This window comes from Acidovorax sp. AC410 (genome assembly GCF_979253235.1).
This window is the reverse complement of record NZ_CEEDCG010000001.1, coordinates 5,962,501-5,980,485: the sequence shown is the minus strand read 5'-3', so window position 1 is coordinate 5,980,485 and position 17,985 is coordinate 5,962,501. Positions and strand designations below refer to the sequence as shown.

Sequence of the window (17,985 nt, the reverse complement as noted above, 5' to 3'; positions counted from 1 at the left end):
AGCCCAGGGGTGACATGAAGACCCCGGGGCGGGTGCCTCACACCCCCGCCAGCTGAAACCTCTGGTCAAAGTTCATCTTCCCCAGCACCTGCAGCGCAGCGGCCAGCAGGTTGCCGTCCACCTTGCTGATGTCCAGGCTGTAGCGGCGCTCGGTGGAGACCACGTCCACGCTCTTGCTGCCCCATTGCACGGCGACCAGTGGGGCAGGGCGGGTGCCCATGCCGGCGCCGACGAACACGCCGCGCTGCTCGGGGCGCAGCATGAACTCCAGCCGGGGGGTGCGCTTGAGCGTCAGGCGGTCGGTGCCCTGGGGGCCGAACGCAAACGAGACGATCCAGTCGTCTTCGTCTTCCACGGTCAGGATCGGGACACGCTGGGGTGGTGGCATGGTGGGCGGTGTTGGATGCACGGAAGGCCCGGGTGGGGCCTGCGCAGCGCGCAGCCCGCAAGCCGGGCGGCGGTCAGTATGCCGTGCAATAGCCATGCCAGAAGAGGGGCGAACCCGGAGTTGGGTGTATCCAACGCCGCGATGGGGTTTGTCAGCAAAATGCAAGGACTCGTCGTGCAAGTTTGCTGCCGGATGGGGCTTGGACGTGCCGCATCGCACCAAAAAGGCGGCATGGACACTCAGTTTTGCGCCAGTTGCCCCGCCAGCCGCCCCACGGTGGCCAGTGCCTCCTCGAACCGCTCCTGCGCCGGATGGCCGTAGTTGATGCGCACGCAGTGCGCAAAGCGCTGGTCGGCCGAGAAGATCTGGCCCGGCGCCAGGCTGATGCCCTGGGCCAGGGCCTGGCGGTGCAGGGTGAGGGCGTTGACCGACGGCGGCAGCTCCACCCACAGAAAGTACCCGCCCTCGGGCCGCGACACCCGCGTGCCGGCCGGGAAATGCCGGGCGATCACCGCCAGTGCGCGCTCCTGCTGCCGGGCCAGGCTGCGCCGCAGCTGGCGCAGGTGCCGGTCATACCCGCCCTGGGCCAGGTACTCGGACAGCGCCTGCTGCGATGGCACGGCCGCCGCCAGCGTGGTCATGAGTTTCAGGCGCTGCACCGCGGTGGCAAAGCGGCCCGCGGCCACCCAGCCCACGCGGTAGCCGGGCGCCAGGCATTTGCTGAACGAGCTGCAGTGCATCACCAGCCCCTCGGTATCGAAGGCCTTGGCCGGGGGCGGGCGCTCGGGGGCAAAGTGCAACTCGCCATACACGTCGTCCTCGATCAGCGGCACCTGGTGGCGCGCCAGCAGGGCCACCAGGGCGCGCTTTTTCTCCTCGGGCATCAGGCTGCCCAGCGGGTTTTGAAAGCTCGGCATCAGCCAGCAGGCCTTGACCGGGTGGCGCGCCAGGGCCTCGGCCAGCGCGGTCAGGTCGATGCCCTCGCGTGGGTGGGTCGCCACCTCCACGGCTTTCAGGTTCAGCCGCTCCAGCGCCTGCAGCGCGGCGTAGAAGGTGGGCGATTCGACCACCACGATGTCGCCCGGCCGAGTCACGGCCTCCAGGCACAGATTGAGCGCCTCCATGGCGCCGTTGGTGACGATGAGCTCGCCCGTGTCTACCGCCGTGCCGTGCAGGCCGTAGCGCAGCGCGATCTGCTGGCGCAGGCGCTCGTCGCCGGGCGGCAGGCTCTGCACGATGCTCCAAGGGTCAAGCTTGCGCATGCCGCCCGACAGGCAGCGCGCCAACCGCTCGAAGGGGAACAGCTCCAGCCCCGGAAAGGCCGAGCCCAGCGGCACCAGATCGCGGTCGCGCGCCGAACCCAGCACCTCGAACACCAGGTCGCTGATGGCAACGCCAGTGGACCCGGCCGCTGGCTGCGAGGGCAGGGGCTCGGCCGGGGGCTGCTGTCCGGCGGTGGCCGGCAGGTGCGTACTGACGTAGTAGCCCGAACGCGGGCGCGCATGGATCAGGCCCTGGGCCTCCAGCAGGTAGTACGCCTCGAACACCGTGGACGGGCTGATGCCCCGGGTGCGGCTGGATTCGCGCACCGAAGGCACGCGCTCACCCGGGCGCAGCGCACCGCTGTGGATGAGCTGGGCGATGGCATCGGCGTGGCGCTCGTAACGTTTCATACAAAGACGATTTTGATCTAGTACAAACTGATCCGTATTTTTAATCTGAAACTGAATCTGTACTGTTTTTGAGGTCCGGCGTAAAGTCCTTTGCAATCCCAAAAGAAGCAGCCTCCCCATGATCGATCGTTTGCGCAGCCTGCTGCGTCCTCTTGTTGTCCCGCTGTGGATGGCCGCCAGCCTGGGCGGTGCGGTGGCGCAACCGGCGACTCCCGCAGTCCCTGTGGCCGCCACTCCCGTGGCCAGCGGCATGGCGCCGCGCGTGCTGGCCTGCGTCACCTGCCACGGCAAGGAAGGCCGCGCCACACAGGAGGGCTACTTTCCGCGCATCGCGGGCAAGCCGGCCGGCTACCTGGCCAACCAGCTCCTCAACTTCCGCGAGGGGCGGCGCAGCTACCCGCAGATGACCAGCCTCATCGAGCACCTGACCGACGACTACCTGCGCGAGATGGCAGCCCACTTCGCTGCGCTCGACGTGCCCTATGCCCCACCGCCCGCACCCCAGGCGCCACCCACTGCGCTGGAAAAGGGCCGCCTGCTGGTGCAGCAGGGCGATGCGGCGCGCGGCATTCCGGCCTGCGTGCAGTGCCATGGCCAGGCCATGACGGGGGTGAGCCCCTTCATCCCCGGCCTCTTGGGCCTGCCGCGCGACTACCTCAACAGCCAGCTCGGTGCCTGGAAGACCGGCCAGCGCCGCGCCCATGCGCCCGACTGCATGGCCGACATTGCGCGCCAGCTCACGCCCGAGGACGTGAGCGCCGTATCCGCCTGGCTGGCCGCCCAGCCCGTGCCCGGCGGCGGCAAGCCGGCGGCCCGCCTGGCCCAGCCCATGCCCATGCGCTGCGGCGGGGTGGACGGCGTGCCCGTGGCCGCAGGCTGAGGAGGATGCCATGAGAACACGCACCCTCCTGCGCTCCATTTCCTTCACCCTGGCTGCGCTGGGCATTGCCGCAGCCGCCGTGATCACCCTGAACCTGCGCGGTGAAGAGCCGCTGCCTTCCACCCCGGATGCCTTTGTCTCCACCCCCGAACAGGTAGCGCGCGGCGAATACCTGGCGCGCGTAGGCAACTGCATGGCCTGCCACACCACGCAGGGCGGCGCGCCGTTCGCGGGCGGGCGCGGCATCGAGACACCGTTTGGCGTGGTACACAGCTCCAACCTCACGCCCGACAAGGCCAGCGGCATTGGCCAGTGGTCGTCCGCCGAGTTCTGGCGCGCCATGCACCACGGCCGCTCGCGCAATGGGCGGCTGCTGTACCCGGCGTTCCCGTACCCCAACTACACCCAGGTCACGCGCGAGGATTCGGACGCCATCTACGCCTACCTGCAGAGCCAGCCCGCCGTGGGCGAGGCCAACCGGCCGCATGCGCTGCGCTTTCCGTACAGTACGCAGGCGGCGCTGGCCGTCTGGCGGGCGCTGTTCTTTGCGCCCGGCACGGCGGTGGCCGCACCCATGCAGACGGCCGAGTACAACCGCGGCGCCTACCTGGTCAACGGCCTGGGCCACTGCACGGCCTGCCACACGCCGCGCAATGCGCTGGGCGCCACCAGCGACGCCATGGCCTTCAATGGCGGCCTGATCCCGGTGCAGAACTGGTACGCCCCCGCGCTCAATGCCGCAGCCGAGGCCGGCGTGAAGGAATGGCCGGTACAGGACGTGGTGGCCCTGCTCAAGACCGGCGTGGCACCCCACGGCTCGGTGATGGGCCCCATGGCCGAGGTGGTGTTCCGCAGCACCCAGTACCTGACCGATGCCGATGCGCGCGCCATGGCGGTGTATCTGCAGGACCTGCCGCAGCACACCGTGTCGCCACCGCCCGCTGCGCCACCCGCCGCATCGGCCATGGCGCGCGGCGCCAAGGTCTACGAGCAGCAGTGTGCGCAATGCCATGGCGACCAGGGCCAGGGGCAGGGCGGGCCCGGCGCCTTCCCCGCGCTGGCCGGCAACCGCGCCGTGGTGCTGGCCGACACCACCAACCTGGTGCGCGTGGTGCTGCAGGGCGGCTACCTGCCAGCCACGGCCGGCAACCCGCGCCCGCACGGCATGCCGCCGTTTCGCCATGTGCTGACGGATGAGGACGTGGCCGCCGTCGCCACCTTCGTGCGCAACAGCTGGGGCAACCAGGCCGCGGCGGTGGGCACCATCGAGGTCTACCGCGCCAAGGAACGGCGCGGCATGTAGGCTCAGGCGCCCAAGGGGTGCGCGTTCATTTTCGCCATGTACGACTCGGGCTTGATGTCGGTGTAGTTGGGTACATCGGCCGTGAGCACGGGTGCGGTCTTCTGCGCCGCAGCCTGGGCCTGCTCCACGGTCTCGAAGAAGGCATTGGTCAGCGCCACCACTTGGCCAGGGCGTGGCGGGCCGGGGACCATCACGCGGTCGCTTTCCAGCCGCACCAGGCCCAGCGGGCCGAGCGCCTCGCGCGCAATGCGCATGTGTTCGCCGTGGTAGTAGTCGTGGTCGAAGCGGGCGCCTTCGTGCCAGCGGTACAGGGCCGTGATCTTGATCATGCAGGGATCTCCACAAAGAATGGGCTGCCGGAGTGGCCGCCGTGCCGTGCACGTTAGGGGGCACCTTGGCGGTGAGCAGCCGCCTGCGCGACACGCATGCCCGCGCCTGTCACCCAGGCATCAGTGCGCTGGATTCCTCTTCGTCGGTCTCGCCGAGGAAACCGCCGCTCTGGTGGCCCCACAGCCGGGCATACACGCCGCCCTGCGCCAGCAGCTGCGCATGCGTGCCCTCTTCGATGATGCGCCCGGCGTCCAGCACGATCAGCCGGTCCATGGCGGCGATGGTGGACAGGCGGTGGGCAATCGCGATCACCGTCTTGCCCTGCATCAGCCCGTCCAGGCTCTGCTGGATCGCCGCCTCCACCTCGGAATCGAGGGCGCTGGTGGCCTCGTCGAGCAGCAGGATGGGCGCGTCCTTGAGCATCACGCGCGCAATCGCCACGCGCTGGCGCTGCCCGCCCGAGAGCTTCACGCCGCGTTCGCCCACATGCGCCTCATAGCCGGTGCGGCCCTGCAGGTCGCTCAGCGTGGCGATGAATTCAGAGGCCTCGGCGCGCTGGGCGGCGGCTTTGAGGTCCTCCTCGTTCGCATCGGGGCGGCCGTAGAGGATGTTGTCGCGCATGGAGCGGTGCAGCAGGGAGGTGTCCTGCGTCACCATGCCGATGGAGCGGCGAAGGCTGTCCTGCGTGACATGGGCGATGTCCTGCCCGTCGATCAGCACGCGGCCCGAGCGCACGTCGTGAAAGCGCAGCAGCAGGTTCACCAGCGTGGACTTGCCGGCGCCGGAGCGGCCGATCAGCCCGATCTTCTCGCCGGGGCGGATGGTCAGGTTCAGGTGGTCGATCACCGGGCGGCCATTGTTGCCATAGGCAAAGGTCGCATCCTCGAACTTCACTTCGCCCTGCGTCACCTGCAGCGGCTTGGCATCGGGCGCGTCCACTACGGCGCGCGGGCGCGTCAAGGTGTTGATGCCGTCCTGGATGGTGCCCACGCTCTCGAACAGCGTGGTCATCTCCCACATCACCCAGTGGGCGTGGCCCGAGACGCGCAAGGTCATCGCCGTCACGGCGGCCACGGCGCCGGCGCCTACCTGGCCCAGCGACCACAGCCACAGCGCGGTGCCGCAGGCCCCAAGGATCATGCCCACCACCAGAATGTGGTTGACGATCTCGAACTGGCTCACCAGGCGCATCTGCGCATAGCCGGTGAGCTTGAAAGCATCCATCGCGGCGCGCGCGAACTCCGACTCGCGGCGCGTGTGCGAGAACAGCTTCACCGTGGCGATGTTGGTGTAGGCGTCGGTGATGCGCCCCGTCATGGCCGAGCGCGCATCGGCCTGCGCCTTGCCCACCTTGCCCAGGCGCGGCACGAAGTACCAGCAGGCCAGGCCATAGGCCACCATCCAGAGTACGAAGGGCATCAACAGCCGGGCGTCGAACCCCGCCAGCAGCGCCAGGATGGTCACCAGGTACACACCCATGCCCACCACCACGTCGGTGGTGGTGAAGATCATGTCGCGCACCGCCAACGCGGTCTGCATGATCTTGGTGGTGATGCGGCCCGCGAACTCGTCGGCATAGAAGGCCATGCTCTGGCCCAGCATCAGCCGGTGAAAATTCCAGCGCAGGCGCAGCGGGAAGTTGATCGCCAGCACCTGGTGCTTGATGCTGGTCTGCAGCGCCACCAGGGCCACCGAGCCGAGCAGCAGCACGGTGATGCCGATGAGCTCGGCGCGGCGCTCGGCCCACAGGGCGGCGGGCGAGACGCTGGAGAGCCAGTCCACCACATGGCCGAGCACGGCGAACAGCAGGGCCTCGTAGACCGCGATCGCCGCCGACAGCGCGGCCATGGCCACCACGTGGCCGCGCAGGCCACGGGTGCCATCCCACACGAAGGCCATGAAATCCTTGGGCGGCAGGTGGGGTTCTTCGACAGGGTAGGGGGCTACACGTTTCTCAAAAAATCCGAACAATGGGAGGGCTCCTTGGCGCGTGCCGCAGGCACGTTCTTTTGACCACATGGTAAGGGGCCTTGTGACCCGGCGCACCGGCAGGGGCATTGGTACGGGGCGCGGTGGGCGGGCACTGCATAGAATCCGCCCCCATGCACACCCGTCCCATGTACGCTGCGTCCACCGATATTCCCAAGCCCCTGGGGGGCCTGGCCGCATGACGGCGCTCGCGCCCTGGACCTGGGCCATCATCGGCGTGGCCACCGCAGCGGTCATCGTTCGGCCCTGGCGCCTGCCCGAGGCGGTGTGGGCCGTGGCCGGCGCAGCGCTGCTGCTGGCCTGTGGCCTGCTCACGCCCGCGCAGGCCTGGGCGGGCGTGCTGCGCGGGCACGACGTCTACCTGTTCCTGGCCGGCATGATGCTGTTGTCGGAGCTGGCCCGGCGCGAGGGCGTTTTCGACTGGCTGGCCACCCTGGCGGCGCGGCAGGCCAAGGGCTCGGGCCGGCGCCTCTTCGTGTGGGTGTATGCGGTGGGTACCTTGGTCACGGTGTTCCTGTCCAACGACGCCACCGCCGTGGTGCTGACCCCGGCCGTGTTCGCCGTGGCGCGCGCCGTGGGGGCCTCGCCCTTGCCCTACCTGTTCATCTGCGCCTTCATCGCCAACGCCGCGAGCTTCGTGCTGCCCATCTCCAACCCCGCCAACCTGGTGGTCTGGGGCAGCGGCATGCCCTCGCTCGCACACTGGCTGGCGCTGTTTGCGCTGCCTTCGCTGGCCTCCATCGCCGTGACCTACGTGGCACTGCGCTGGGTGCTGCGCAGCACCATCCCCGAGACCATCGCCACCACAGTGCCCGAGCACCCCTTGGGCCTGGGCGGTCGGGTGGCGGCAGGGGGTCTGGCGGTCTCGGTGCTGGTGCTGGTGGTCTGCGCCTGGCTGCGCATCCCGCTGGGCTGGCCCACGCTGGGCGCCGCTCTGGGCACGCTGGCGCTGCTGGGCTTTGCCTGCGGGCGCGCGCCCTGGCAGGCGCTGCGCTCCGTCTCGTGGGACGTGCTGCCGCTGGTGGCCGGCCTGTTCGTCTTCGTGCAGGCGCTGGAACTCACCGGCGTGGTGGGCCTGATGGCGGGGGCATTGCGCAACGCCGCCGCTGCCTGGCCGCAAGGGGCGGGTACGGTGCTGGGCGCCTTGTTGGGCGTGGCGACCAACCTGGTCAACAACCTGCCTGCGGGCCTGCTGGCGGGGGCCTCGCTCGACGCGGCTTCCGCGTCAAGCACCGTGCGCGCGGCGGCGCTGATCGGCATCGACCTGGGACCGAACCTCTCGGTCACGGGCTCGCTGGCCACCATCCTGTGGCTGGCCGCGCTGCGGCGCGAGGGCCTGCACGTGGGGGCCTGGCAGTTCCTCAAGCTCGGGCTGGTGGTGATGCCGCCCGCTTTGCTGTCAGCGTTGCTGGTACTGCAAGCGGCGCACTCGATGCACCTGCTGGTGCCTTGATCGGTCAGGTCAGCAGGAACACCACGGCCACCGTGATCACGCCCAGCGCCAGGTTCACCCCCACCAGGGTGCGGATGGACGCTAGCGCCTTGCCGCCCGCTGGCCAGTCCGCAGCCGCCACAGCGACCTTGAGCCGCTTGAACAGCGCAAAGCGGATGTGGCCATAGATCGCCATCATCACCAGGCCGATGGTGGCCATGATGGTCCACGACAGCGGCATGGCAAAGCGCCCGCCCGTCTGCGCGGCCATGCGTGCGACGTTGCCGATCATCCACAGGCCCGAACCCAGCACCAGCACCACGGCCACCGACACGGCGGCGAAAAAGCGCTGCAGCACGTCGTGCATCAGCTTCACGCGCAGCGAGGGTTCCAGTGCGAGGGTGGCCGGGCGCAGGAAGAAGTGGGCGAAGACCATGCCGCCGATCCAGACGATGAGGGACAGGACGTGGACGAACTTGAGCGCGGCGTAGAGCATGGCTGGCGGGCAGGGCGTGGGGCCCTGGTAATGGTTGTAGTGGCCCGATTGTGCGGGCACGGGCGCCGGCCTGCCCGGAGGCCGTGCATGCCAAGGGGATTACATCCTCGCCAGTACCTGTGCGATGAATGGCCCCTTGGCCTCGGTGTAGCCCTCGCGGTCATGCCGGTACTGCAGCGCCAGCTGGCGCTTGAGCGTGGCATAGCGTGCGGTCAGATCGGTACTGCCGCGCAGCGCATCGCGAAACGCCAGGCGCTGCTGCCACAGGGCGCTGTGAAGCGGCACCAGGTGCAGGTGGTGGGTGCGGTGCGCGGGGCTGGGTTTGCAGAACCAGTGCAGTTGCTCCGGCTTGTAGGGGTAGTACAGGTAGTTGAGCGCGCTGGCCGCGGCGATCGCTGCGGTCGACCCTGCCAGCGAGTGCACGGGCGCCATGATGTCGATGATGGGCTTGGCAGGCAGACCGGGCACTGCGGTGCTGCCGATGTGCTCCACCGGCCCGGCCAGCCAGGGCGCCAGCGCTGTTTCCAAAAGGCTGCGCTCGGCGTCGAACAGGGCGGGCCAGGCAGGGCTGTAATCCACCACCTCGACCGGTGCGTCGTCTGTGCTTGATGCTGCAGGGGTGTTCATGGGGCAGTCAAAGGCGTTGGCCGCGCAGGAGCCGGCGGGCCACCCTGGGCACCAGCAGGGCCAGGGCCAGCAGTGCGCACCATACTGCCACATAGCACCAGCCTGCGGGTCCCGAATGGCCCATGGATTCCCAGCCGGTCGCCGCCTCCACCCACGACCACCAGGGAAACAGCAGCAGCGTGAGTACCGGCCCTGCGGGCAGCACCCAGGCCAGGGTGATCAGCCCACGCCATAGCAGCCCGTGGCGAGGCTGCCGGGGCGCGCCATCGTGGCCGGGTGGTCGGGGCTGGGGCTGCATGCCCCGCATTCTGGCCCATTCGTATCGTACGGATTTGCATTCGATCGTAGATCTAGGCGGGAGCCGCAGACAGTGCTGTAGCACGGCAAGGCGAACTAACGACGTTATACGGTTGAAGGCAAATCCGTATCAGGCGATGGCTGGGGGCGACTGCGGAGGCGGTGCGGTATGGACCTGGTTGCCGCCGTTTTTCTTGGAGACATACATGGCTTCGTCCGCATGCACCAGCAGGTGGTGCTCCTCGCGGCCATGGTCGGGGTAGATGGCCACGCCGATGCTGGGCTGCGTATGCACAGGGCGGCCTTCCAGGTCGAAAGGGGGGCCAAAGGCGGCCAGGACCTTCTCGGCCATGGCATGGGCGTGCTCGCGCGCATGGCCCCCTTCGAGCAGCACCACGAACTCGTCGCCGCCGATGCGTGCCACCGTGTCCGAGCCGCGCACGCATTCGAGCAGGCGCTGCGCCACGCGCTGCAGCAGCAGGTCGCCCATGGCGTGGCCCAGGGTGTCGTTGACTTCCTTGAAGCGGTCCAGGTCGATGAACATCAGCGACAGCAGGCTCTGGTCGCGCCGCGCGCGGGCCAGGGCGGTCTTGAGCCGGTCCAGGAACAACTGGCGGTTGGGCAGGTGCGTGAGCTGGTCGTACTGCGCCATGTGCGCCAGGCGCTCGTGCATCTGCTTGCGCTCGATGGCGGCCGCTACCTGGGTGGAGACGAACTGCAGCAGCTCCTTGTCCTTCTCGGTGTAGGGCGCATGCTCGGTGTAGCCCTGCAGCACCAGGGCGCCGATGGCGCCGTTGTGCGTGTGCAGCGGAGCGCCCAGCCAGTACAGCGGCGCACCCTCGCCGTCGGCCGGCTTCAGGTGCGTGGGCAGGGCGGCACGGGTCGCAGGCGTGAGCAGCAGCGACTGGCCGCTGCGGATGACCTCGGCGCACAGGGCATCGTCCGCCAGCGCCAGGGTGCCGGGGGCGGGGTGGCGCTCGTTGACGTGGTAGGGGTAGCTCAGCACGTTCTGGGCTGCGTCGTACAGCACCACCGAGAAGTTCACGGCCGCCAGCAACTGACCGATGACCTGGTGGATGTGTTCAAACAGCGCGATCAGGTCCTTGGCCGTGTGGGCCGCCTCCGAGATGGCATAGATGGCCGCGTGCATCACCTCGATGTTCTTGCGCTCGGTGATGTCGTGGGCCACGGCCAGGCGCACCTGCCGCTCCTCGATCCAGCGCGCCGTCCAGCGGATGTGCGCAATGCGGCCGTCCTTGCGCACATAGCGGTTCTCGAAGTGCAGCTGCAATTCCCCGGCCATGATGGCCGTTGCCTGGCGCTCTGTGGCGCTGCGGTCTTCGGGGTGTACCAGGTCCAGCATGCGCAGGCCGATGGCTTCGTCGGGGGGGTAGCCAAAGATGCGCTCGAAGGCCGGGCTCACGAAAAGAATGCGGCTCTCGGGGTCCACGATGCAGACCGCGTCGAGCAAAAGATCGACCACGTTCAGGGAGGAAATGCTTTGCATGGGGCAGGGCAGCCATCGGGGCAGTGCGTGCAAAGAAGCACCTTGGAGCCCATTGTGCAGCGCTGTCGGGCTATTTGTGACGAATTGTGAAGTGGTTGCTTTGTTATTGATAGCAAACTACCTATATGCATGGCTGCTTCAGGCGCCATTTCGGGGTTGATCGATCGATGTCGCGAAAGTGACTTCTGCGGCGCAAAGGCTGACACGTGTGCAGGGACTTGAACCGCTGAGCGCAGCCCTCCCAGGGCCCTGTACATCCCCACGCCTGCAAGGGCTTACCCGCAGGGACGAAGGGCATAATCACGAATCACTCGCATTCATTCATTTCTGCCCCAGGACCCCATGGCCACCAGCACCGCTTCCCGTCTGCACCTCGTCTCGCGCATCGCCGCGGGAACGCTGGGCAGCTATGCGTTCACCTGGGGTTTCATCGCGCTGGGCATCGGTCTGCTGTTTGCGGTGGGCATGCCGTTCCACGATGCCGAGGCGCTGGGCTACATCCTGGGCTTCATCGTGCTGCTGGTGGCTTTTCTGTGGGCCTTTTGCGCTGCCAGCCTGCTGCGGGTCTGGCTGGTGCTGGCCGGTGGCGGCGCCCTGATGGCGGGGGCTGCGTCCCTGGTCCAGAAAGCCCTGCTCTGATCCTTTTTTGCGGTGCGGTTCCGAAGAGAGGGATCGCGCACCAGGAGATTTTTCGATGTTCCAAAATTTCCGGCTGACCATGGCCTGGCTGCACACCTGGTTCGGCCTGGTGCTGGGCTTCGTGCTGATGGTGGTGTTCTTCTTCGGCTCGCTCTCGGTGTTCGACCGCGAGATCGACCGCTGGGCCATTCCCGGCACGCGCTTTGCGCCGCAGCCCATGCCCTCGTTCGACAAGATCCTGCTACCGGTCTTCAAGGACATGAAGCCCACGCCCGAGGCCATCGAGCAGGCGCGCAGCCGTGTCAACGGGCCCATGGCCGAGACTTTTCCGGTGCAGCGCTGGGGCGCCTACACCACCCACCGCGACCCGGTGCTGGGCATCTTCTCGGGCCATGAACTGCCCAATGCCAAGAACAAGGACGACAGCGTCTTCGGCACCCGCACGATCGACCCGCGCACGGGCGCGGCGCTGCCCGACGACCACCTCAAGATCGGCAGCCAGTTCTTCTACCCGCTGCACTACAGCCTGCACCTGGAATGGAAGAACCTGGGCTACTGGATCGTGGGCTTTGCCGCCCTGGTGATGATGGTGGCACTGGTCAGCGGCGTGGTCATGCACCGCAAGATCTTCCGCGAGCTGTTCACCTTCCGCCCGAAGAAGCACACCCAGCGCAGCGCGCTCGATCTGCACAACCTCACGGGCGTGGTGGCGCTGCCGTTCCACTTCATCTTTGCGCTGTCGGGGCTGGTGATCTTTGGCGGCATCTACTTCCCCGTCACGCACACCCAGCTCGAACCCCTGCACGAGCTGCATGAAAAGCACGAAGCTGCGGAGACCGGCCTGCCGCACGAGAAGGCTGGCGTGCCCGCCACGCTGGCATCGGTCGACGCCATGGTGGCCGAGGCCCAGCGCCGCTGGGCGGCCAAGGGCATGGCCGGCGACGTGGGCTTTCTCTCTGTGCAGCATGTGGGCGATGCCAATGCCTATGTCAGCGTCTACCGCGCCGGTACCGACCGGGTGACGCTCACGGGCGAGGGCATCCACTTCAAGGGATCGACCGGCGAGCTGATCCGCGAGGACCCGCCCGTCACCGTGGTGGCCGGCATCAACAACTTCCTCACCGGCCTGCACCTGCAGCACTTTCGCCACTGGCTGCTGCGCTGGTTGTATGTGCTGGGCGGCCTGTCGGGCTGCGTGTGCATCGCCACGGGTTTCATCTTCTTTGTGGAAAAGCGCAAACGCCAGCACGCCAGGCAGGGCGTGAGCGGTGCGCGCTGGGTGGACGCATTCGCCGTCACCACCGTCACCGGCATGCTGATCGCCACCTTCTCGATGCTGATCGGCAACCGCCTGCTGCCCACCGACCTGCCCGCGCGCGGCAGCGTGGAGCAATACCTCTTCTGGGGCGCCTGGGTGCTGGCCTGCGCGCACGCCCTCTGGCGCACGGCACCCATGGGCCAGGGCCGCATGTCCCCGGCCTGGGCCGAGCAGTGCTGGGCGGCCGCCGCACTGGCCGTGGCGGCCGTGCTGCTCAACTGGGTGACCACGGGCGATCACCTGCTGCGCACCATCGGCAAGGGCTACTGGCCCGTGGCCGGGGTGGACCTGGCGCTGCTGGCCGCCGCGGTGCTGGCGGTGGTTGCGGCGCGCAGGCTGCGGCGCCGCGAGGTGGGCGCCATGGCTCCGGCCGCGGGAGGCTCGTCGCCGGAGGTCGCCAATGCCTGATTCGCTGCTCTATGTCGTGGCCCTGCTGGCCAATGTGACCGGTCTGGCCTGGCTGGCGCTGTCGATGGATGTGCACTGGGAGCAGGTGCGCGGCCCCGTGCCGCCAGCCCGTGGCACGGTGGTGCTGCTGCGCTGGCTGGGCGCCGCCGTGGTGGCCGCCTCGCTGGCCGTGTGCCTGTCCGTGGACCACGGCTCCATGGCTTCTCTGGTGTGGTTCATGGTGCTGGCCGGCTCGGCGCTGACCATTGCCTTCACCCTGTCCTGGAAGCCGCGCCTGCTGGCGCCCCTGGTGGCCTGGGTGCCGGTGACCACGCCCCGCTGAAATGACAAACCCACCCTGCGCCTGGACGGCGCGGGTGGGTTCACCCCAAAAGGCTGGCGACCAGGCAGGGCCATGGGCTACCCTGCCGGCCGTTCGATCACTCCAGCTTGAGCTTTTGCTTGGCGACCACGCCCTTGTACAGCTCGAACTCGGCCTTGGTCTGTGCCGTGAATTCCTGCGGGGTATTGCCCACCACCAGCGAGCCGGTGTCCTCGATGCGCTTTTTCACCGCCGGGTCTTCCAGCGTCTTCTTCACGGCCTGGGAGATGCGTTCCACCACGGCTGGCGGCAGGCCCTTGGGGCCGTGGATGCCGTAGAAGGCCATGCGGTTCACAGGCTCGAAGCCCACTTCCTTGAAGGTCGGCACATCGGGCAGCGAGGCCAGGCGCTGCGGGGCGGCCACGGCAATGGCGATCAGGCGCTTGTCCTTGATGAAGGGCAGGGCGGAGGGAAGGTTGTCGAAAATCATCGGCACCTGGCCCGATACCGCGTCGTTGAGCGCCGGGCCTGCGCCCTTGTAGCCGATGTGCTCCAGGTCCAGGCCCGTGAGCGACTTGAACAGCTCCATCTGCAGGTGGCCGATACCGCCCGTGCCCGAGCTGGCGAACGAATACTTGCCCGGGTGCGCTTTCACCTCGGCCATGAAGCCCTTGAAGTCCTTGCCCGCAAAGCTGGGGTGCACGGCCAGCACATTGGGCGTGGCGGCCATGTTGACGATGGAGGTGAAGTCCGTGAGCGGGTTGTACTTGGCCGCCGGGTTGATGGCCGGGGCCGAGGCCACGGTGGACACCGTGGCCACGCCCAGGGTGTAGCCGTCGGCCGGGGAGCGCGCGATCTCGGTTGCGCCCACCACGCCGCCGGCACCGGCCTTGTTGTCCACCACCACGGGCTGGCCCAGGGCCGTGCCCAGAGACTGGCTGACCACGCGGGCCACGATGTCGGTGGTGCCGCCGGGGGCAAAGGGCACGATCAGCCGCACGGGCTTGTTCGGATAGTCCTGGGCCAGTGCGGGGGCCGCGCCGACGAGCAGGCCAGCGGCAATGGCCACAGCGCTGCAGAGCTTGGAAGAAGGTTGTGTCGATGTCATGTGTTGTCTCCAGACGGGTTGTGGTGCGAAAAGGCAGGGCTGCGTTGGCCGCAATGCCCGCCCTGGGCTTTTTGCAGCTTGCGTGCCAGGCGCTGCCGTGTGGCACCTGGCAGGCTGCCAAGCCGCGCCGCCATTGGGTTTGGCCCACGGGGGCCGGCATGGAAATCCATGCGCTGGTCCGTAAAAACCGGCGGATTTCCACACGGAAACCGCCGGTTTGTGCGGATTTCCAGACGGCGCCCCTTGTCAACCGGGTATCGCCTTGCCTGCAGGGGGTGGGGAGCGCCGCACAATGCAGGCAAGGCTGCCGCGCAATGGCAGTGCCGTTGACCTTCTGTTGCCGCTCCGTTTGAAACCCACCCGTTCGCTGTTGACTTCCGGCCTGGCGCTGCTGGCCTGCGTGTTCGCGGGCGCGCTGGCCTACCGCTGGTCGCTCGACGTGCAACTGGCCGGCCAGCAGCGCGGCGCCACCCAGCGGCTGGCGTTTGCGGCGCAAAGCCTGGAGTCGCTGCTGCAGCGCAACGAGGCGCTGCCGGCGCTGTTGGCGCTGCACAGCCGCACCAACCTGGCCCTGCAGCGGCCCGACGCGCAGAACCTGCAGGCTGCCAACGCCTACCTGGCATCGGCCGTGGCGCTGGCCGGTGTGGACACGGCCTATGTGATGAACACCGAGGGCCTGACGCTCGCAGCCAGCAACTGGAACCTGCCGAGCAGCTTCGTCGGCCAGAACTACCGCTTTCGCCCGTATTTCGAGGCCGCCATGCAGGGGCAGATCGGCCGCTTCTTCGGCGTGGGCGTGACGACCGGCCGCGCGGGCTATTTCATGGCCTCTGCGCTGCCGCCCGAGGCGCTGGCACCTGGGGTGGTGGCGGTCAAGATCTCGCTCGATGCCTTTGAGGCGGCGCTGGCCGATGGCGGCGACACCGTGCTGCTGGCGGACAGGGAGGGCGTGGTCTTCGTGAGCACCGAGCCGGCCTGGCGCTACCGCACGCTGGCCCCGCTGCCGGCCGAGGTGCGCAGCCGCCTGCAGGGTGTGCAGCAGTATGGCAACCACCCGCTGACCCCCTTGCACGCCGAGGCAGCCTTGCCTGCCGATGGCGACACCCTGCGCCTGCAGCAGGCGGGCCAGCAGCGCGACTTCAGCGTGGCAGCGCGCAGCGTGGGCCCGCTGGGCTGGCAGATGCTGCTGCTGGCCGACCAGCGCCCGGCGCGGCAGGAGGCCCTGGTCGCAGGCCTGGCGGGCGGCCTGTGCGCCGCCCTGGTGCTGGGCCTGGTGCTGCTGCGCCGGCTCGACCGGCAGAGCCGGGCCGAGCGTGCCGCCAGCGCCGAGCGCCTGCGCGAGGCACACGGCATGCTGGAGGTGCAGATCGCCCAGCGCACGCGCGAGATCACGGCCGCCAATGCCGCGCTGGAAGACCGCGTGCGCGACCTGCAGCAGGCCGAGCAGATCGTGCGCGGCACCCGCGACACGGCGGTGCAGGCCGGCAAGCTCGCCGTGCTGGGCCAGATGGCCGCCGGCATGAGCCATGAACTGAACCAGCCCCTGGCCGCCCTGCAGACCCTGTCGGACAACGCGTTGGCTCTGCACCAGCGCCAGCGCGGGGAGGAGGTGGCCGAGAACCTGCGCCTCATCAGCCAGCTGGCCGGGCGCATGGGCCGCATCGTGCGCCAGCTCAAGAGCTTTGTGCGCAAGGAGCCGCCGGCCCTCAACCCCTGCAGCGTGCGCGAGGCGCTGGACCACGCCCTGCTGCTGCTGGCGCCGCGCTGCCAGGCGGTGGATGCGCGGATCGTGGTCGGCGACTTCGACGGCGCACTGTGCGTGCTGGCCGATGCCACGCGGCTGGAGCAGGTGCTGGTGAACCTGCTGCGCAACGGGCTCGACGCCGTGCAGCACCAGGCGGTGCGCGAGGTGCGCTTTGCCGTGCAGGCGCAGGCCGATGGGCGTGTGCTGCTGCGCGTGGCCGATACCGGCCGCGGCATGGACCCCGAGGTGCAGACGCACCTGTTCGAGCCCTTCTACACCACCAAGGCCGGCGAAGGGCTGGGCCTGGGGCTGGCCGTTTCGCGCATCATCGTGGAAGGCATGGGGGGCACGCTGGTGGCGGCCAACCTGGTGCACGGTGGTGCCGAGTTCACCGTGGGCCTGCCTGGTGTGCAAGGTGTGCCGAGTACGGCGGCTGTTTCAGCGACACAGGATATTCCATGAACCCATCTGCGGACGGCAGCCCGACCGTCTATCTCGTCGAAGACGACGCCATGGTGCGCCGCGCCTATGCCCAGGCGCTGTCGCTGGCCGACATTGGGGTGCGTGCTTTCGCCAACGCCCAGGCCGCGCTCGATGCCCTGGGCCAGGACCGGCCCGCCGTGGTCGTCACCGACATCCAGATGCCCGGCATGAGCGGCATGGACCTGCTGCGCACCCTGCGCGCGCAGGACGCCGACCTGCCCGTGGTGCTGGTCACCGGCCATGGCGATGTGGCCCTGGCCGTGGACGCCATGCGCGACGGCGCCTACGATTTCATCGAAAAGCCGTTTTCGTCCGAGCACCTGGTGGCCACCGTGCGGCGAGCGCTGGAGCGCCGCGCCCTGGCCGAGGAACTGCGCGGGCTGCGCGAGCGCAGCCCGCGCGATGCCCTGGCCGCGCTGGTCGGCCCGTCACCCGGCATGGGCGAGGTGCGCCGCCTGGTGGCCGCCCTCGCGCCGCTCAGCGTGGACGTGCTGCTGCACGGCGAGACCGGCGCCGGCAAGGAGGTGGTGGCCCGCGCGCTGCATGCGGCCAGTGGGCGCAGCGGGCCGTTCGTGGCCATCAACTGCGGCGCACTGCCCGAGAGCATCATCGAGAGCGAGCTTTTTGGCCACGAGCCCGGCGCCTTCACCGGCGCCACGCGCCGGCGCATCGGCAAGATCGAGCATGCCAACCAGGGCACCCTGCTGCTCGACGAGATCGAGTCCATGCCCCAGGCCCTGCAAATGCGCCTGTTGCGCGTGCTGCAGGAGCGCGAGCTCGAGCGCCTGGGCAGCAACCTGAGTGTGCCCATCACCTGCCGCGTGGTGGCCGCGTCCAAGGTGGACTTGAAGGCACTGGCCACCCAGGGCCAGTTCCGCGCCGACCTTTACTACCGCCTGCATGTCGCCAGCATCGCCATACCGCCGCTGCGCGAGCGCCCGCAGGACATCCCCGTCCTCATGGCCCATTTCATCGCCCAGGCCGCGGCGCGCCATGGCCGGCCCGCACCCGCATGGACCGACCGCGACCTGGCCGCCTGGCTGGCCCACGACTGGCCCGGCA

Annotated in this window: 17 protein-coding genes (1 of these 17 only partly in view); 8 read left to right on the top strand and 9 right to left on the bottom strand. The window is 68.8% G+C overall.

Annotated features, from left to right (window positions below; genetic code table 11):
• Nucleotides 1–37: 37 nt before the first annotated feature.
• Nucleotides 38–388 (bottom strand): hypothetical protein, encoded by a 351-nt coding sequence (locus AC0IZS_RS27755; RefSeq protein WP_322592122.1) that lies wholly within the window; start codon nt 386–388, stop codon nt 38–40.
• A gap of 239 nt (nt 389–627) precedes the next feature.
• The gene (locus AC0IZS_RS27750) at nt 628–2,061 is read right to left on the bottom strand and encodes an aminotransferase-like domain-containing protein (protein ID WP_471638627.1); all 1,434 of its coding nucleotides are present in this window, start codon (nt 2,059–2,061) and stop codon (nt 628–630) included.
• Between the two features lie 118 nt (nt 2,062–2,179).
• Between AC0IZS_RS27750 and AC0IZS_RS27745 the strand changes: the two genes are divergently transcribed.
• Nucleotides 2,180–2,941, top strand: a complete 762-nt coding sequence (locus AC0IZS_RS27745; protein WP_471638626.1) for a c-type cytochrome — start codon at nt 2,180–2,182, stop codon at nt 2,939–2,941.
• Nucleotides 2,942–2,951: 10 nt separating this feature from the next.
• Nucleotides 2,952–4,244 carry a c-type cytochrome gene (locus AC0IZS_RS27740; RefSeq protein WP_471638625.1) on the top strand — a complete coding sequence of 431 codons (1,293 nt, stop codon included), beginning with the start codon at nt 2,952–2,954 and terminating at the stop codon, nt 4,242–4,244.
• Between the two features lie 2 nt (nt 4,245–4,246).
• Here the strand turns inward: AC0IZS_RS27740 and AC0IZS_RS27735 are convergent, their stop codons facing one another.
• Nucleotides 4,247–4,573, bottom strand: a complete 327-nt coding sequence (locus AC0IZS_RS27735) for an EthD family reductase (RefSeq protein ID WP_471638624.1) — start codon at nt 4,571–4,573, stop codon at nt 4,247–4,249.
• A 109-nt stretch (nt 4,574–4,682) separates the two neighbouring features.
• Nucleotides 4,683–6,545, bottom strand: a complete 1,863-nt coding sequence (locus tag AC0IZS_RS27730) for an ABC transporter ATP-binding protein (RefSeq protein ID WP_471638623.1) — start codon at nt 6,543–6,545, stop codon at nt 4,683–4,685.
• A gap of 196 nt (nt 6,546–6,741) precedes the next feature.
• Here AC0IZS_RS27730 and AC0IZS_RS27725 point away from each other — a divergent pair, with 196 nt between their 5' ends.
• Nucleotides 6,742–8,016, top strand: coding sequence for an arsenic transporter (locus tag AC0IZS_RS27725; RefSeq protein WP_471638622.1), 1,275 nt, complete (start codon nt 6,742–6,744; stop codon nt 8,014–8,016).
• A 4-nt stretch (nt 8,017–8,020) separates the two neighbouring features.
• Here AC0IZS_RS27725 and AC0IZS_RS27720 read toward each other — a convergent pair whose 3' ends face one another.
• The 4 genes from AC0IZS_RS27720 to AC0IZS_RS27705 all read right to left on the bottom strand — a co-directional run bounded on the left by AC0IZS_RS27720 (nt 8,021) and on the right by AC0IZS_RS27705 (nt 10,922).
• Entirely contained in the window at nt 8,021–8,491 is a 471-nt protein-coding gene (locus tag AC0IZS_RS27720; RefSeq protein ID WP_471639583.1) for a CopD family protein, read from the bottom strand.
• 99 nt (nt 8,492–8,590) lie between these two features.
• The gene (locus AC0IZS_RS27715; RefSeq protein WP_471638621.1) at nt 8,591–9,118 is read right to left on the bottom strand and encodes a GrpB family protein; all 528 of its coding nucleotides are present in this window, start codon (nt 9,116–9,118) and stop codon (nt 8,591–8,593) included.
• A 7-nt stretch (nt 9,119–9,125) separates the two neighbouring features.
• Nucleotides 9,126–9,416, bottom strand: coding sequence for a hypothetical protein (locus tag AC0IZS_RS27710; protein WP_471638620.1), 291 nt, complete (start codon nt 9,414–9,416; stop codon nt 9,126–9,128).
• A gap of 129 nt (nt 9,417–9,545) precedes the next feature.
• Nucleotides 9,546–10,922: a sensor domain-containing protein gene (locus AC0IZS_RS27705; RefSeq protein WP_471638619.1), complete on the bottom strand. Its 1,377-nt coding sequence runs from the start codon at nt 10,920–10,922 to the stop codon at nt 9,546–9,548.
• 342 nt (nt 10,923–11,264) lie between these two features.
• Between AC0IZS_RS27705 and AC0IZS_RS27700 the strand changes: the two genes are divergently transcribed.
• From AC0IZS_RS27700 to AC0IZS_RS27690, 3 genes are read left to right on the top strand one after another with little or no spacing between them, the layout of a single operon-like run.
• On the top strand, nt 11,265–11,561 hold the full coding sequence (locus tag AC0IZS_RS27700; protein WP_471638618.1) for an iron uptake protein: 297 nt from the start codon (nt 11,265–11,267) through the stop codon (nt 11,559–11,561).
• 55 nt (nt 11,562–11,616) lie between these two features.
• Entirely contained in the window at nt 11,617–13,287 is a 1,671-nt protein-coding gene (locus AC0IZS_RS27695; protein ID WP_471638617.1) for a PepSY-associated TM helix domain-containing protein, read from the top strand.
• Complete coding sequence (locus tag AC0IZS_RS27690; RefSeq protein ID WP_471638616.1) at nt 13,280–13,609, top strand: DUF3325 domain-containing protein; 330 nt, start codon at nt 13,280–13,282, stop codon at nt 13,607–13,609. Before AC0IZS_RS27695 ends, AC0IZS_RS27690 begins: the two co-directional genes overlap by 8 nt.
• A 97-nt stretch (nt 13,610–13,706) precedes the next feature.
• Here the strand turns inward: AC0IZS_RS27690 and AC0IZS_RS27685 are convergent, their stop codons facing one another.
• A complete protein-coding gene (locus AC0IZS_RS27685) occupies nt 13,707–14,696 on the bottom strand; it encodes a tripartite tricarboxylate transporter substrate binding protein BugE (RefSeq protein WP_471638615.1) in 990 nt (329 codons plus the stop codon).
• A 349-nt stretch (nt 14,697–15,045) separates the two neighbouring features.
• Between AC0IZS_RS27685 and AC0IZS_RS27680 the strand changes: the two genes are divergently transcribed.
• Both AC0IZS_RS27680 and AC0IZS_RS27675 read left to right on the top strand, forming a co-directional pair.
• Nucleotides 15,046–16,902 (top strand): sensor histidine kinase, encoded by a 1,857-nt coding sequence (locus AC0IZS_RS27680; RefSeq protein ID WP_471638614.1) that lies wholly within the window; start codon nt 15,046–15,048, stop codon nt 16,900–16,902.
• Nucleotides 16,899–17,985, top strand: partial view of a sigma-54-dependent transcriptional regulator gene (locus AC0IZS_RS27675; protein WP_471638613.1) — the 5' portion only. The gene runs 272 nt beyond the window's last position; only the first 1,087 of its 1,359 coding nucleotides appear in the window; it begins with the start codon at nt 16,899–16,901; the stop codon falls past the right edge of the window. Before AC0IZS_RS27680 ends, AC0IZS_RS27675 begins: the two co-directional genes overlap by 4 nt.